General features: G+C 46.1%; 15 protein-coding genes and 3 tRNA genes. 13 read left to right on the top strand and 5 right to left on the bottom strand.

Annotated features, from left to right (window positions below):
- Positions 1-294: 294 nt before the first annotated feature.
- The 4 genes from bioD to VIM91_RS03015 all read right to left on the bottom strand — a co-directional run bounded on the left by bioD (position 295) and on the right by VIM91_RS03015 (position 2,720).
- The gene (gene bioD, locus VIM91_RS03030) at positions 295-948 is read right to left on the bottom strand and encodes a dethiobiotin synthase (RefSeq protein ID WP_331863344.1); all 654 of its coding nucleotides are present in this window, start codon (positions 946-948) and stop codon (positions 295-297) included.
- A 90-nt stretch (positions 949-1,038) separates the two neighbouring features.
- Positions 1,039-1,269 carry a hypothetical protein gene (locus VIM91_RS03025; RefSeq protein ID WP_331863343.1) on the bottom strand — a complete coding sequence of 77 codons (231 nt, stop codon included), beginning with the start codon at positions 1,267-1,269 and terminating at the stop codon, positions 1,039-1,041.
- Between the two features lie 84 nt (positions 1,270-1,353).
- On the bottom strand, positions 1,354-2,241 hold the full coding sequence (locus VIM91_RS03020) for a phosphoribosylaminoimidazolesuccinocarboxamide synthase (protein ID WP_331863342.1): 888 nt from the start codon (positions 2,239-2,241) through the stop codon (positions 1,354-1,356).
- Positions 2,238-2,720 carry a phosphate-starvation-inducible PsiE family protein gene (locus tag VIM91_RS03015; protein WP_331863341.1) on the bottom strand — a complete coding sequence of 161 codons (483 nt, stop codon included), beginning with the start codon at positions 2,718-2,720 and terminating at the stop codon, positions 2,238-2,240. Before VIM91_RS03015 ends, VIM91_RS03020 begins: the two co-directional genes overlap by 4 nt.
- A gap of 128 nt (positions 2,721-2,848) precedes the next feature.
- On the opposite strand from VIM91_RS03015, the gene rpe reads away from it, so the two are divergent.
- The 9 genes from rpe to speE all read left to right on the top strand — a co-directional run bounded on the left by rpe (position 2,849) and on the right by speE (position 10,255).
- Positions 2,849-3,553, top strand: a complete 705-nt coding sequence (gene rpe, locus VIM91_RS03010; protein WP_331863340.1) for a ribulose-phosphate 3-epimerase — start codon at positions 2,849-2,851, stop codon at positions 3,551-3,553.
- A 160-nt stretch (positions 3,554-3,713) separates the two neighbouring features.
- On the top strand, positions 3,714-4,394 hold the full coding sequence (locus tag VIM91_RS03005) for a phosphoglycolate phosphatase (protein ID WP_331863339.1): 681 nt from the start codon (positions 3,714-3,716) through the stop codon (positions 4,392-4,394).
- Between the two features lie 5 nt (positions 4,395-4,399).
- Entirely contained in the window at positions 4,400-5,914 is a 1,515-nt protein-coding gene (trpE, locus tag VIM91_RS03000; RefSeq protein ID WP_331863338.1) for an anthranilate synthase component I, read from the top strand.
- Positions 5,915-5,930: 16 nt separating this feature from the next.
- Positions 5,931-6,524, top strand: a complete 594-nt coding sequence (locus tag VIM91_RS02995; protein WP_331863337.1) for an aminodeoxychorismate/anthranilate synthase component II — start codon at positions 5,931-5,933, stop codon at positions 6,522-6,524.
- A complete protein-coding gene (gene trpD / locus VIM91_RS02990) occupies positions 6,521-7,540 on the top strand; it encodes an anthranilate phosphoribosyltransferase (RefSeq protein WP_331863336.1) in 1,020 nt (339 codons plus the stop codon). Before VIM91_RS02995 ends, trpD begins: the two co-directional genes overlap by 4 nt.
- Positions 7,540-8,334 carry an indole-3-glycerol phosphate synthase TrpC gene (trpC, locus tag VIM91_RS02985; RefSeq protein WP_331863335.1) on the top strand — a complete coding sequence of 265 codons (795 nt, stop codon included), beginning with the start codon at positions 7,540-7,542 and terminating at the stop codon, positions 8,332-8,334. The genes trpD and trpC overlap by 1 nt, the downstream gene beginning before the upstream one ends.
- 82 nt (positions 8,335-8,416) lie before the next feature.
- Positions 8,417-8,842, top strand: a complete 426-nt coding sequence (locus VIM91_RS02980) for an OsmC family protein (RefSeq protein WP_331863334.1) — start codon at positions 8,417-8,419, stop codon at positions 8,840-8,842.
- A gap of 78 nt (positions 8,843-8,920) precedes the next feature.
- Positions 8,921-9,400, top strand: coding sequence for an adenosylmethionine decarboxylase (gene speD, locus VIM91_RS02975; protein WP_331863333.1), 480 nt, complete (start codon positions 8,921-8,923; stop codon positions 9,398-9,400).
- Positions 9,401-10,255, top strand: a complete 855-nt coding sequence (gene speE, locus VIM91_RS02970; protein WP_331863332.1) for a polyamine aminopropyltransferase — start codon at positions 9,401-9,403, stop codon at positions 10,253-10,255.
- A gap of 7 nt (positions 10,256-10,262) precedes the next feature.
- On the opposite strand, the gene bioA is transcribed toward speE, so the two are convergent.
- On the bottom strand, positions 10,263-11,579 hold the full coding sequence (gene bioA, locus VIM91_RS02965; protein ID WP_331863331.1) for an adenosylmethionine--8-amino-7-oxononanoate transaminase: 1,317 nt from the start codon (positions 11,577-11,579) through the stop codon (positions 10,263-10,265).
- Between the two features lie 155 nt (positions 11,580-11,734).
- Between bioA and VIM91_RS02960 the strand changes: the two genes are divergently transcribed.
- The 4 genes from VIM91_RS02960 to VIM91_RS02945 all read left to right on the top strand — a co-directional run.
- Positions 11,735-11,819 (top strand) — tRNA-Tyr (locus VIM91_RS02960).
- A 5-nt stretch (positions 11,820-11,824) separates the two neighbouring features.
- Positions 11,825-11,899: transfer RNA gene (locus VIM91_RS02955), tRNA-Gly, on the top strand.
- Between the two features lie 9 nt (positions 11,900-11,908).
- Positions 11,909-11,984 (top strand) — tRNA-Thr (locus VIM91_RS02950).
- Between the two features lie 53 nt (positions 11,985-12,037).
- The coding region (locus tag VIM91_RS02945) for a GTP-binding protein (protein ID WP_331863345.1) at positions 12,038-12,178 on the top strand (141 nt) is incomplete at its 3' end.

Raw genomic sequence — 12,178 nt, 5'->3', positions numbered from 1 at the left:
TGGCGATTTCTACCTGCATTTGACCATAAACTGTTGGACCGTTTGCCATGGCTACTGGCGCGGCTACGGCTGAAGCGATTGCGATAGCTAGAATATTCTTTTTCATGCTGTCTTCCTAATTAGTTAGTATTGAGTTTTGTTTTTAAACTGTTCACTTTGTAGCGAACTTGGAAGCTACTCTACTGTATAAATTTTAGAGCGTGCAACTATGTGTGATTTAAAAACCACAAAAACCAGGCTTGTTGTTTTTTTACAACATGTGCGGTCACCAACTGGCGCGGGTTGAGGTGGTTTTTAAAGTTGAATCGGGTGAGGTTGGGGTTGGTAAATCTGATGGGTAATGCGTTGATTTGGCAGTAAGTTTTTTAAGTCAGTTAGGTTGTCCAAATCGGCCTGTTCGCACAGGTCATTTAGTACGATGGCTTGCAGGGCTAGGCCGCGTTGCAAAATGGCTTCTACGCTCAATAAAGCATGATTAAGACAGCCAAGTCGGTTGCCGACGACTAAAATAACCGGCCATTGCAACTCAACCGCTAGGTCGGCGTTTAACGCGTTTTCACACAGGGGCGATAAAAACCCGCCCGCGCCTTCGACTAGCACAAACTGAGAAGACGGTGCTTGGCAAGCCTTTACTAAATCCGCCAAATCAATCGTTTGTTTGGCTTGGCGAATCGCGCGCGCCGGTGAAATAGGTGCTTCAAATTGATAGGGGCAAATAAGGCTTAGTGAATCCGTTGTTTGACTGGCTTGTTGCAGACGATAAGCGTCTTCACTGAGCAGTGAGCCATCTGGCTGTTTAAGGCAGCCAGAGGCAATCGGCTTGCGAGGTGCGACTTGATAGCCTTGTTGCACTAGCCCCATGGCCAGCGCACAGCTAATATGGGTTTTGCCAATTTCAGTATCGGTGCCGGTGATAAAGTAACCACCAGGCCTGGTTGTTGTCGACACCTTTTTAGTGTTTAGTTAATTGATAGGTGGCATAGATTAAACTTGCAATAAGCGCAGTAGCAAGCAATATCATCATGTATGTGGCCATGTTTAGAGCTCCTCAAGTTGTTCAATATTTGTGTGCATTGATTTAGCTATGATTGAGAAAAGTACTATTAGTACTAGGATAATTAAGCTACCAAGCCAAAAAAGCAGTCCGGTTTGTTGTGCTATAAATAGTTTTATTACGCCAGCACCAAAAGCTAAAATTAAAGCCATAATTAAAGCTAGGTAAGTTTTTAGCGCGCCAATATGTTCTTTAACACGTTCTACTTTACTCATCTGTGCTTCCTTTAGTTAAAATTATAACACTTAAAAAAGTGTGTAACTTTTAGGGCAAACCAAGGATTTGTTTGTCATACCTGCTTATTGGTTTTCAGTTAAACGGGCTTTGGCTTCTTGGTATTTTTCCAGCGTTTTATTGACCACTTCGCTTGGTAATTCTGGGCCAGGGGCGGTTTTGTTCCAGTCTAGGGTTTCGAGGTAATCTCGAATGTATTGTTTGTCAAAACTGGGTGGGTTTTGCCCCGGTGAGTAGCTGGAAGCTGGCCAGAAACGTGAGCTATCTGGTGTTAAGGCTTCGTCAATTAAATAAATTTGGCCGTTTGGGTCTTCGCCAAATTCAAATTTGGTGTCCGCAATAATAATGCCGCGATCTAAAGCAAACTCGGCGGCTTGTTTGTATAGCTGTAAACTATAGTCACGCACCTGGTTAGCTTTGGCTTCGCCGATGAGTTTGATCATGTCGTCAAAGGTGATATTAATATCGTGGTCTCCGACTTCGGCTTTGCTGGAGGGAGTAAAGATAGGTTCAGGCAGTTGTTGGGCCTGCACCAGGCCTGGTGGTAAGGCAATGCCGCACACACTTTGTTGCTGTTGATATTCTTTCCAGCCAGAACCGACCAAATAACCACGCACGATGGCTTCGATTGGCAGGGGTTTGAATTTGCGCACAATCACTCCGCGCCCGTCTAGCTGCTGGAGTTCGTCTGGGGTAAGGTAATCGGCCAAGACTAAATCGTTGGCGATATGGTTGGGTAGAATGTTTTGGGTGCGTTTAAACCAAAACTGCGCGGTTTCACTCAGAATGCGACCTTTACCTGGAATCGGTGTGGGTAAAATCACATCAAATGCTGATACCCGGTCGGTGGTGACAATTAAAAGGTGATCGGTATCTAGGTCATAAATGTCACGCACTTTACCGCGATTCAACAGTTTTAAACTGGTCAGGTTAGATTCATATAACGCATTCATGACAAGTTCTCCGATTCATCTGTGATTTTTTTGGTTTTGTCCTCGACTTTTTTAGGCATGGGTGCCCATCTTGGTCCGACGCGGTCTTCGGATGGGAATTTAAGCGAACCAAAACGCAATACCAAGATGGAGGCGGCCACTAATACAATGGTGAGACCCACGGCGAGGATTTCGAATTCGGTGAGGTCTTTCATTTCTAGGATCAAGTAACGCGCCATCGCAATAATTGCTATATACAAAGGTAGGCGGATCGGCAGTTTACCCGAGTCGAGGTAAATGGCGACCATGGCGAGCACTTCTAGGTAGAGAAACAAGAGGAGCAAGTCGCCTAAGGTTACCTGGCCTTGGGTGATCATGAATTTCACTTCAGTATAGCCCGCGAAAATGGTAGCGAGCGCAATAATGGTGAGACCAATAATCTCAAAAATGCCGATGCCACGACGAATGACGCTGGTGGTGCGGGTGTGTTGGATTTCCATTTCGGACTCCTTGTTTAAATGAGGGCTTTTGGCCGCATTATATTGTTTTTGGCAAAGCTTGAGGTGAAATTTATTCGGATGCTGGTAAAATGCTTCGAATTCAATTTTATTAAAGATGAGGAAATGTTATGGCTAAGCAAGCAAACTGGATCGCACCGTCAATTTTATCAGCGGATTTCGCGCAGTTAGGGAAAGATGTAAAAGACGTATTGGCCGCCGGTGCGGATGTGGTGCATTTTGATGTTATGGATAACCATTATGTGCCTAACTTAACGATTGGCCCGTTGGTGTGTGAATCGTTGAAAAAATTTATGGTGCGCGAAGGTTTAAATGCGCCGATTGATGTGCATTTGATGGTGAAGCCAGTCGATCGTTTGATTGGTGATTTCGCCAGCGCGGGTGCGGACATTATTACCTTCCACCCAGAAGCATCTGAGCACATTGATCGTACCTTGCAGTTAATTAAAGCTGAAGGTTGTAAAGCTGGCCTGGTGTTTAACCCAGGTACCCCTTTAAGTTATTTAGATCATGTGATGGATAAAATTGACATGATTTTGATTATGTCGGTTAACCCTGGTTTTGGTGGTCAGGCGTTTATTCCACGCGCATTAGATAAGCTGCGTGAAGCGCGTAAGTTGATTGATGCCAGTGGTCAAGAGATTCGCTTGGAAATTGACGGTGGTGTAAAAGCCGAAAACATCGCTGAAGTTGCCGCCGCGGGTTGTGATACGTTTGTATCTGGCTCAGGTATTTTCGGTAAAGAAAATAAGTCAGACGCTAACCGTTACGACAGCATCATCAAACAAATGCGCGAAGAATTGGCTAAGGCTTAATGCTTTAAAAGCTATTAACCACGAAGGGCGCGAAGAACACGAAGTTTTTTAGTGTTGTTGCGCGTGGTGCTGGAGTATGTAACTGCATAATGAAGCCGATATGAAGAAGCAATCTTACTTCGTGAGCTTCGTGCCTTCGTGGTAAAAAAAGAGAGTTTAAATGACACAAAAAATAAAACCGGGCTTTGTTCTTTTAGATTTGGACGGAACCTTAATTGATAGCGTACCTGACCTGGCCTATTGCGTTGACGAGATGATGAAACAACTCGATATGCCTGTGCGTGGTGAAAATGCAGTGCGTGATTGGGTAGGTAACGGCGTTGAACGTTTAGTTCGTCGTGCGTTAATTAACGCGGTTGATGGCGAGCCGGATGAAGCTTTGTTTGAAAAAGCTTACCCGGTTTTCTTGGACTTATACAAAGATAATACCTCCAAACGTTCTTGTGTTTACGCCGGTGTCAAAGAAGGCATTGAGTGGATGCTGGCGAACGGTTACCGTTTAAGCTGTGTGACCAATAAGGCGGAAGCCTTTACGATTCCGTTGTTGAAGGATAAGGGCTTGTTCGATTACTTTGAATTTGTGGTCAGTGGTGATACCTGCGAGCAGAAAAAACCTCATCCTATGCCGTTGTTGCATGCCGCCAAGTTGATGAATGTTTCACCCGAAAATGCCTTGATGTTGGGCGACTCTAAAAGTGATGTGAAGGCCGCGCGTGCCGCGGGGTTTCATATTTTCTGCATGACGTACGGTTATAACCATGGTGAAGATATTCGCGACTATGAGCCGGATGTCGTGATGGATTCGATGACCGAATTGGCGAATTACTTAGAGGCGAAATAATCGGCATGAGCGTGCAAACCCAATCCCATTTTGACGAACTCGCCAAACAAGGCTACAGCCATGCGCCGGTGATGCGCACCTTGTTGGCGGATTTTGAAACGCCTTTGTCGGTTTACTATAAATTGGCGAACGCACCCTATTCTTATTTATTTGAATCGGTGCAGGGCGGGGATAAATGGGGGCGTTATTCGATTATTGGTTTGCCTTCGGATACACATATTCGGGTAGATGGTCAGCAAGTGCGAGTGTTACGTGGCGGTGAGGTAGTTGAACATCAAGTCGCGACGGATCCCTTGGCTTGGTTAGAGGCTTATCAAACGCGTTTTAAAGTGTTGGATAATGCTCAGTTGCCGAAGTTTTGCGGCGGTTTAGTCGGTTATTTTGGTTATGACACCGTACGTTATGTTGAGCCGCGTTTAGCTCAAAGTCAGCCAGCAAGGGATGACATTGGCACACCGGATATTTTGTTAATGGTGTCACGCGAATTAGTGGTGTTTGATAATCTAAGTGGTCAAGTGCATGTGATTATTCAGGCCGATTTATCTAACCCCAATGCGTTTAAACAAGCACAGTTACGGATTGATGAATTGGAGCAGCAATTAGGCCAGTCATTTGAAAAGCCGGATAGCTTTGTATCTGATACACAAGTGGATGAAGCCGATTTTAGCTCTAGCTTTGGTGAGCAGGCATTTAAAGACGCGGTAGATAAAGTAAAAGAATACATTCTGTCAGGCGATGCAATGCAGGTTGTGCTATCACAGCAAATGTCGATTGAGTTTAAACAGTCGTCGTTAGATTTGTATCGCGCATTGCGTTATTTAAACCCATCGCCTTATATGTTCTATTTGAACCTCGACGACTTCCAGGTCGTGGGTTCTTCACCGGAAATTTTGGTGCGCTTAGAAGATGATTTGGTGACGGTTCGTCCGATTGCCGGTACACGTCGTCGAGGCGCTAATTTAGAGCAAGACCAGGCGTTGGAGCAGGATTTGTTAAATGATCCGAAAGAGGTCGCTGAGCATTTAATGCTGATCGATTTAGGGCGTAATGACGTGGGACGGATTGCCGAAGTGGGCAGTGTTAAGTTAACCGAAAAGATGATTGTCGAGCGCTATTCACATGTGATGCATATTGTGTCGAATGTGGACGGCACACTCAAGTCGGGTCTGTCGCCATTGGAAGTCTTGCGAGCCACCTTCCCAGCCGGCACAGTGTCAGGTGCCCCCAAAATTCGAGCGATGCAAATCATTGATGAGCTTGAACCCGTTAAGCGTGGAGTGTATGCCGGTGCGGTGGGTTATTTAGGTTGGCACGGCAATATGGATACGGCGATTGCGATTCGCACCGCTGTGATCAAGAATGACCGCTTGTATGTGCAAGCTGGAGCCGGCATTGTGGCTGATTCCGTGCCGCAAAGCGAGTGGGATGAGACCATGAATAAAGGGCGCGCCGTGTTTCGTGCGGCTGGGTTTGTTAGTCAAGGGTTGCGCACTGAGAACCCTCGTTCTTCACACCGATAAGGATAGGTAAAGTTTTATGTTGCTAATGATTGATAACTACGATTCATTTACCTATAACCTAGTGCAATATTTTGGTGAATTGGGTCAAGAGGTGCAGGTGCACCGTAATGATCAAATTTCGATTGAGCAGGTTGAGGCGATGACCCCGGACTATCTGGTGATATCTCCGGGGCCTTGTACACCGAATGAAGCGGGGATTTCGGTAGCGGCGATTAAGCATTTCGCCGGAAAAGTACCGATTTTAGGCGTGTGTTTGGGGCACCAGGCGATTGGTCAGGCGTTTGGTGGTCAGATTGTGCGAGCTAAACAGGTGATGCATGGTAAAACGTCGCCGGTTTATCACCACAATGCGGGCGTGTTTAGCGGTTTGCCTAACCCTGTCGAAACCACACGTTATCATTCGCTTGTGATAGAGCAGTCGAGCTTGCCAGATTGTTTAGAGGTGACGGCTTGGACACAAAATGAACAAGGCGAAATGGATGAGATTATGGGTGTGCGTCATAAAACCTTAATGATTGAGGGCGTACAATTCCACCCGGAATCGATTTTGACCGAACAAGGACATCAAATGTTACAAAATTTCTTAAATCACGCTCGGGGTGAAATATGACACTTTCGGAGGCTTTGGGTCGGCTCTTAAAACGCAAAAACTTAAGCGGTTCCGAAATGCAATCGGTGATGCAAACCTTGATGTCCGGTGAAGCGACCGATGCACAAATTGGTGGCTTATTAATGGCGTTGCGTATGAAGGGTGAAACCATTGAAGAAATTGCGGCCGCTGCTCAGGTCATGCGCAATTTATCAACGCGTGTCGACCTGGACGACCGAAGCCATTTAATTGACACCTGCGGAACAGGTGGTGACGGTGCGAACATTTTTAATGTTTCTACTGCGACCGCTTTTGTGGCATCGGCGGCTGGCGCACGTGTGGCAAAGCACGGTAACCGTTCTGTATCAAGCAAATCTGGCAGTGCGGATGTGTTGGAAGCGGCCGGTGTGAATCTAAATTTAAGCGTTAAACAAGTCGCCGCTTGTGTCGAACAAGTTGGGGTGGGTTTTATGTTTGCTCCGGCGCATCATGGTGCGATGAAGCATGTGGTCGCTGCCCGCAAAGAGTTAGGTGTGCGCACCATATTTAATGTGTTAGGACCACTGACTAATCCGGCGCAAGCGCCTTATCAAGTATTGGGTGTATATGACCGCGATTTATTGGTGCCGTTTGCCGAAGTCTTAAAGCAATTAGGTTCGGAGCATGTGATGGTGGTGCATGCGGAAGATGGCTTGGATGAAGTATCTGTGACCTGTCCGACCCATGTTGCGGAGCTTAAAAATGGCCAGATTCGTGAGTGGACGATTGATCCACAGGAATATGATATGGATCACGCTAGTTTGGAGGATTTGACGGTCGAATCCGCGCAACAGAGTTTGAATATTATTCGGGCCGCTTTCAATAATACCGATGGTGCGGCGAAAGATATTATTTGCTTAAATGCGGGCGCGGCTTTGTATGTCGCCGGCATTTCGAACAGTTTTGCCGAAGGTGTGTTGTTGGCACGCAGCACCATTGCTCAGGGCTTAGCCCAACAAAAACTAGATCAATTTATACAATTTACACAGGCCATTTGATGAGCAGACCGACCATTTTAAATAAGATTATCGAACGTAAATTTGCTGAAATCAGCGCGCAATGGCCAAGTATCAGTTTAGATCAAATGAAAGAGTTTGCTCAACAGGCCGATGCACCACGCGGTTTTGTTAAGGCGATGCAAGCCAAACTAGCGGCGGGGCAATCGGCGGTGATTGCCGAAATTAAAAAGGCCTCACCGAGCAAAGGTGTATTGCGTGATCCGTTTGATCCAGTGGCGATTGCAAAAAGTTATGAGCAGCATGGCGCAGCCTGTTTGTCTATTTTGACCGATGTGGATTTCTTTCAAGGTTCGCGTGAATATTTAGAGCAAGCCCGCGCGGCGGTGTCTTTGCCTGTTATTCGCAAAGATTTTATGGTGGAGCCTTATCAGGTTTATGAAGCGCGTGCGATGGGGGCCGATTGTATTTTGTTAATCGTTGCCGCGCTGGATAACGAAAAAATGGCTGAGCTCGCAGAGTTAGCGCAAAGTTTGGGTATGGATGTACTAATTGAGGTGCATGATGCTGAGGAGCTTGAGCGTGCGCTAGCGATTGATTTACCACTGATTGGTATTAATAACCGCAATTTGCATAACTTCGAAGTCAGTTTGCAAACCACGTTGGATTTGTTGGATGCTATTCCACAAGAGCGTATTGTGGTGACCGAAAGTGGTATTTTCACCCCGGAAGATGTGGCGTTAATGCGCGACCATAAAGTGAATAGCTTTTTAATTGGCGAAGCCTTTATGCGTGCGCATGATCCGGGCGAAGCCTTAAGTCAATTGTTTAAATAATCGTAATTAACAACCAGGCCTGGTCGTTTGAATGTTCAAGCACCAGGCCTGGTTGTTTTGGTTGGAACCAAGGAGAGGTCAAATGGATAAAATCGCAACCGTAAAATGGCTGGATGATATGAGTTTTGTCGGCCAAACCGAGTCAGGCCACTCTGTGGTAATGGACGGCCCACCCGCCATTGGGGGCCATAACCTTGGGCCACGTCCCATGGAAATGGTGTTGTTGGGTTTAGGTGGTTGTACCGCAGTAGATGTGATTATGATGCTACAAAAAGGTAAGCAAGATGTGCGTAATTGCCGCATTGAGGTCAGTGCCGAACGTGCTGAAACCGTACCCAAGGTTTATACCAAAATCCATGTGCAATATATTGTTGAAGGCAAGGATCTAGCAGAAGCGAAAGTGGCGCGTGCGGTGAGTTTATCGTCTGAAAAGTATTGTTCGGTATCGAAAATGCTTGAAGCGGCAGTTGAAATGACGCATGGCTTTGAAATTGTCGAAATCGATTAATCACGGCTTGCAATTTTCGATTTTGTCGGCATAATCGCCACTCTTTTTTAAATTCTAACCTAGGAAGGTGGGCCACTAATGCCTGAAAATATTCTAAAAACCGGTAACGAACACTTTGAGATCATAGAAAAAACCACGGTGATTGAGTCTAACTGGCCGACTCATGACCAAGCGGTGGATGATATTACTCAAGATCACTTTATTGTACGTGACGGTAAAGAATATGCAGGTACTCACTTGATTATCGACCTTTGGGGGGCGAAACGCTTAGATGAATTGGATTTAATGGAAAGTGCGTTGCGTGATGCTGTGGAAGCCGCGGGCGCAACTTTGTTGCATATCCATTTACATCACTTTACACCCAATGGCGGTATTTCTGGCGTGGCGGTTTTAGCTGAGTCGCACATTAGTGTCCACAGCTGGCCAGAACGCGATTTTGCCGCGTTTGATGTGTTTATGTGTGGCGATGCTCAGCCAGAAAAAGCAATTGATATTTTAAAACAGGCCTTTTCGCCCACTCAGGTGAATGTTGAAACCATTTTGCGCGGTGAAGTTTAAGTGAGTCAGGCCAAGTCGCGTTATTTAGAAACTTTGCACCAGGCCTGGGGCCAGTCCTTTGTAATGGATGAGGTGTTGTTTGAAGCTAAAACCGAGCACCAGCATTTAGTGATTTTTCAGAATGCGCAATGGGGGCGGGTAATGGCGTTGGATGGCATGATTCAAACCACCGAGCGCGATGAATTTATTTACCACGAAATGCTCACCCATGTGCCTATGTTTGCCCATCCAGAACCCAAGTCCGTATTGATAATCGGCGGTGGCGATGGCGGAATTTTGCGCGAAGTATTAAAGCATTCAAGTGTCGAAACGGTTACCCAGGTTGAAATTGATGCTCAGGTGGTGGAGATGTGTAAAACCTACTTTCCTAAGCATTCGGATGGTGCATTTGATGACGCACGTTTAAATTTGGTGATTGGCGACGGCGTGGCGTTTGTTAACGAAACTGATTTGAAGTTTGATGTGATTATTTCCGATTCAACCGATCCGGTTGGCCCAGGTGAGGTGTTGTTTACGTCGCGTTTTTATACAGGTATTAAACGCTGTTTAAATCCGGGTGGGGTTTTTGTTGCGCAAAATGGTGTGAGCTTTTTACAGACGGATGAAGTATTAACCTCACAGAAACGTTTATCACCCTTGTTTGAACAGGTCGGATTTTATAGCGCGGCGGTGCCGACTTATGTGGGCGGCATTATGACGTTTGCTTGGGCTTCTGAGGTTTTAAAACCCAATGATGTAGAGTTAAGTCAGCTGCTAACACGTTATCAGCAGGCGGGTTTTAAAACACGTTATTACAATCCAGCCTTGCACCAGGCCTGCTTTGCCTTGCCGCAATATTTGTTAGATGAACTTTAGCTCGCGCTTAAACAAACTGATCGGTTAAAGCGGGATCGCCAGAAGGTTGGTTTGATAATACCTGCGATACAGCTTTGCTAATCCCTTGGCATAAAGCCTGTAAGTTTTCAGCTGAAATATTATAAGCCGGCATGGTGTAAACCAGACGTCCAAAAGGTCTTAACCAAATGCCGTTTTGAATCGCGGCTTGTTGGATTGCGTAACTCAAATCATCTCGTGTTAATTCGACCACCCCAATTCCCCCTAAGACTCGTACATCTTTGACTTCTTGGTATTGCTTCAAGGATTCAAAAGCCTGGGTTAAGTGTGTGCTGATTTGATTAACCTGGTTTTGCCAGTCTTGGCTTAACAGTAGTTCTAAGCTGGCTAAGGCGATGCGGCAGGCGAGTGGATTGCCCATAAAAGTGGGGCCATGCATCAGTAATCCTGGGTTTTGTTGGCTAATGGTGTCGCTAATGTGTTGGGTGCAAAGCATCGCCGCTAATGTCATATAGCCACCAGTTAAAGCCTTGCCGATACACATAATATCCGGCGAAATATCCGCCCATTCACACGCAAACAATTTGCCGGTACGGCCAAAGCCAGTCGCAATTTCATCGGCAATTAACAGCACTTCGTATTGATCGCATAACGCTCTCGCGCGTTTGAGATATTCAGGGCGGTAGAAACGCATGCCGCCCGCCCCTTGAACTAAAGGTTCCAAAATGAAGGCCGCCAGTTCGGTGTGATGTTGTTCAAATAAGGTTTCAAGCGCTTGAATGTCATGATCGTTTTCAACCACAAGGCCTGGTTGTGGTGCGGGAGCAAATAGATTGGGCATTAGGTTGTCACTGAATAAGTGATGCATACCTTCGTTCGGATCACAAACTGACATGGCGCCAAACGTATCGCCATGATAGGCGTGTTGTAGCGCAAGAAATCGATGCTTTTCGGGGCGCTGACGACTTTTCCAGTACTGTAAAGCCACTTTAAGTGCCACTTCGACCGACACTGAGCCAGAGTCTGCAAAGAAAATCTTGTCTAAACCTGTGGGGCTAACTTGAATTAATTTGCTTGCTAATTGAATGGCAGGTTGGTGGGTAAGTCCACCGAACATAATATGGCTTAAGGTTTGAATTTGATCAATCGCAGCTTGATTAATCGTTTCGTGGTTGTAGCCATGAATACTCGACCACCAGGAGGACATGGCATCAATCAGCGTACGACCGTCTTGCAGTGTAATATAACTCCCTTGTGCTGATGCAACTTCAAGTTGTAAATGACTGGATGGTAATTTGTTATAAGGGTGCCAAATATGCTGTTGATCAAAATTCTGAGATTGCATGGTTATCTTACTTAAGCCTGTAAAATCGTAAAGAATCGCATACCGATGCTAGAAAATCAAATAGGCTAGCATTTGTATAACGAAACGAAATGTAGGTTTAATGTTTAAATCTGGTTGACAGGCCTTTTTTTATCGGTAAAATACGCCGCACATTTGGAGGGTTTCCCGAGCGGCCAAAGGGGGCAGACTGTAAATCTGCTGGCTCAGCCTTCGGTGGTTCGAATCCACCACCCTCCACCAAATTCGCGGGTGTCGTATAGTGGTTATTACCTCGGCCTTCCAAGCCGATGACGTGAGTTCGATTCTCATCACCCGCTCCATTGTCTAATGCTCTCATAGCTCAGTCGGTAGAGCGCTTCCATGGTAAGGAAGAGGTCACCAGTTCGATTCTGGTTGAGAGCTCCAATTTACGGCTGGTTAGCCCAGTCTAATGTAATTATGCTAAACGGGGTTTCGTCATGGCAAAAGCTAAGTTTGAACGTAACAAGCCACATGTAAACGTAGGCACGATTGGTCACGTTGACCATGGTAAAACTACATTGACAGCGGCGCTAACCATTGTGCAAGGTAAGAAGTTTGGTGGTGAGTCACGCGCCTAC

The sequence above is a fragment of the Thiomicrospira sp. genome, from assembly GCF_036568485.1.
Lineage (GTDB): Bacteria > Pseudomonadota > Gammaproteobacteria > Thiomicrospirales > Thiomicrospiraceae > Thiomicrospira.
Note: the sequence above shows the minus strand (reverse complement) of the source record. Positions and strands in the feature narration are given on the sequence as shown.

What these genes read in the sequence shown, in the direction of transcription:
- VIM91_RS03025 (WP_331863343.1), bottom strand. Translation starts at nt 1,269, where the DNA reads ATGAGTAAAGTAGAACGTGTTAAAGAACATATTGGCGCGCTAAAAACT.
- VIM91_RS03020 (WP_331863342.1), bottom strand. Translation starts at nt 2,241, where the DNA reads ATGAATGCGTTATATGAATCTAACCTGACCAGTTTAAAACTGTTGAAT.
- VIM91_RS03015 (WP_331863341.1), bottom strand. Translation starts at nt 2,720, where the DNA reads ATGGAAATCCAACACACCCGCACCACCAGCGTCATTCGTCGTGGCATC.
- rpe (WP_331863340.1), top strand. Translation starts at nt 2,849, where the DNA reads ATGGCTAAGCAAGCAAACTGGATCGCACCGTCAATTTTATCAGCGGAT.
- VIM91_RS03005 (WP_331863339.1), top strand. Translation starts at nt 3,714, where the DNA reads ATGACACAAAAAATAAAACCGGGCTTTGTTCTTTTAGATTTGGACGGA.
- trpE (WP_331863338.1), top strand. Translation starts at nt 4,400, where the DNA reads ATGAGCGTGCAAACCCAATCCCATTTTGACGAACTCGCCAAACAAGGC.
- VIM91_RS02995 (WP_331863337.1), top strand. Translation starts at nt 5,931, where the DNA reads ATGTTGCTAATGATTGATAACTACGATTCATTTACCTATAACCTAGTG.
- trpD (WP_331863336.1), top strand. Translation starts at nt 6,521, where the DNA reads ATGACACTTTCGGAGGCTTTGGGTCGGCTCTTAAAACGCAAAAACTTA.
- trpC (WP_331863335.1), top strand. Translation starts at nt 7,540, where the DNA reads ATGAGCAGACCGACCATTTTAAATAAGATTATCGAACGTAAATTTGCT.
- VIM91_RS02980 (WP_331863334.1), top strand. Translation starts at nt 8,417, where the DNA reads ATGGATAAAATCGCAACCGTAAAATGGCTGGATGATATGAGTTTTGTC.
- speD (WP_331863333.1), top strand. Translation starts at nt 8,921, where the DNA reads ATGCCTGAAAATATTCTAAAAACCGGTAACGAACACTTTGAGATCATA.
- bioA (WP_331863331.1), bottom strand. Translation starts at nt 11,579, where the DNA reads ATGCAATCTCAGAATTTTGATCAACAGCATATTTGGCACCCTTATAAC.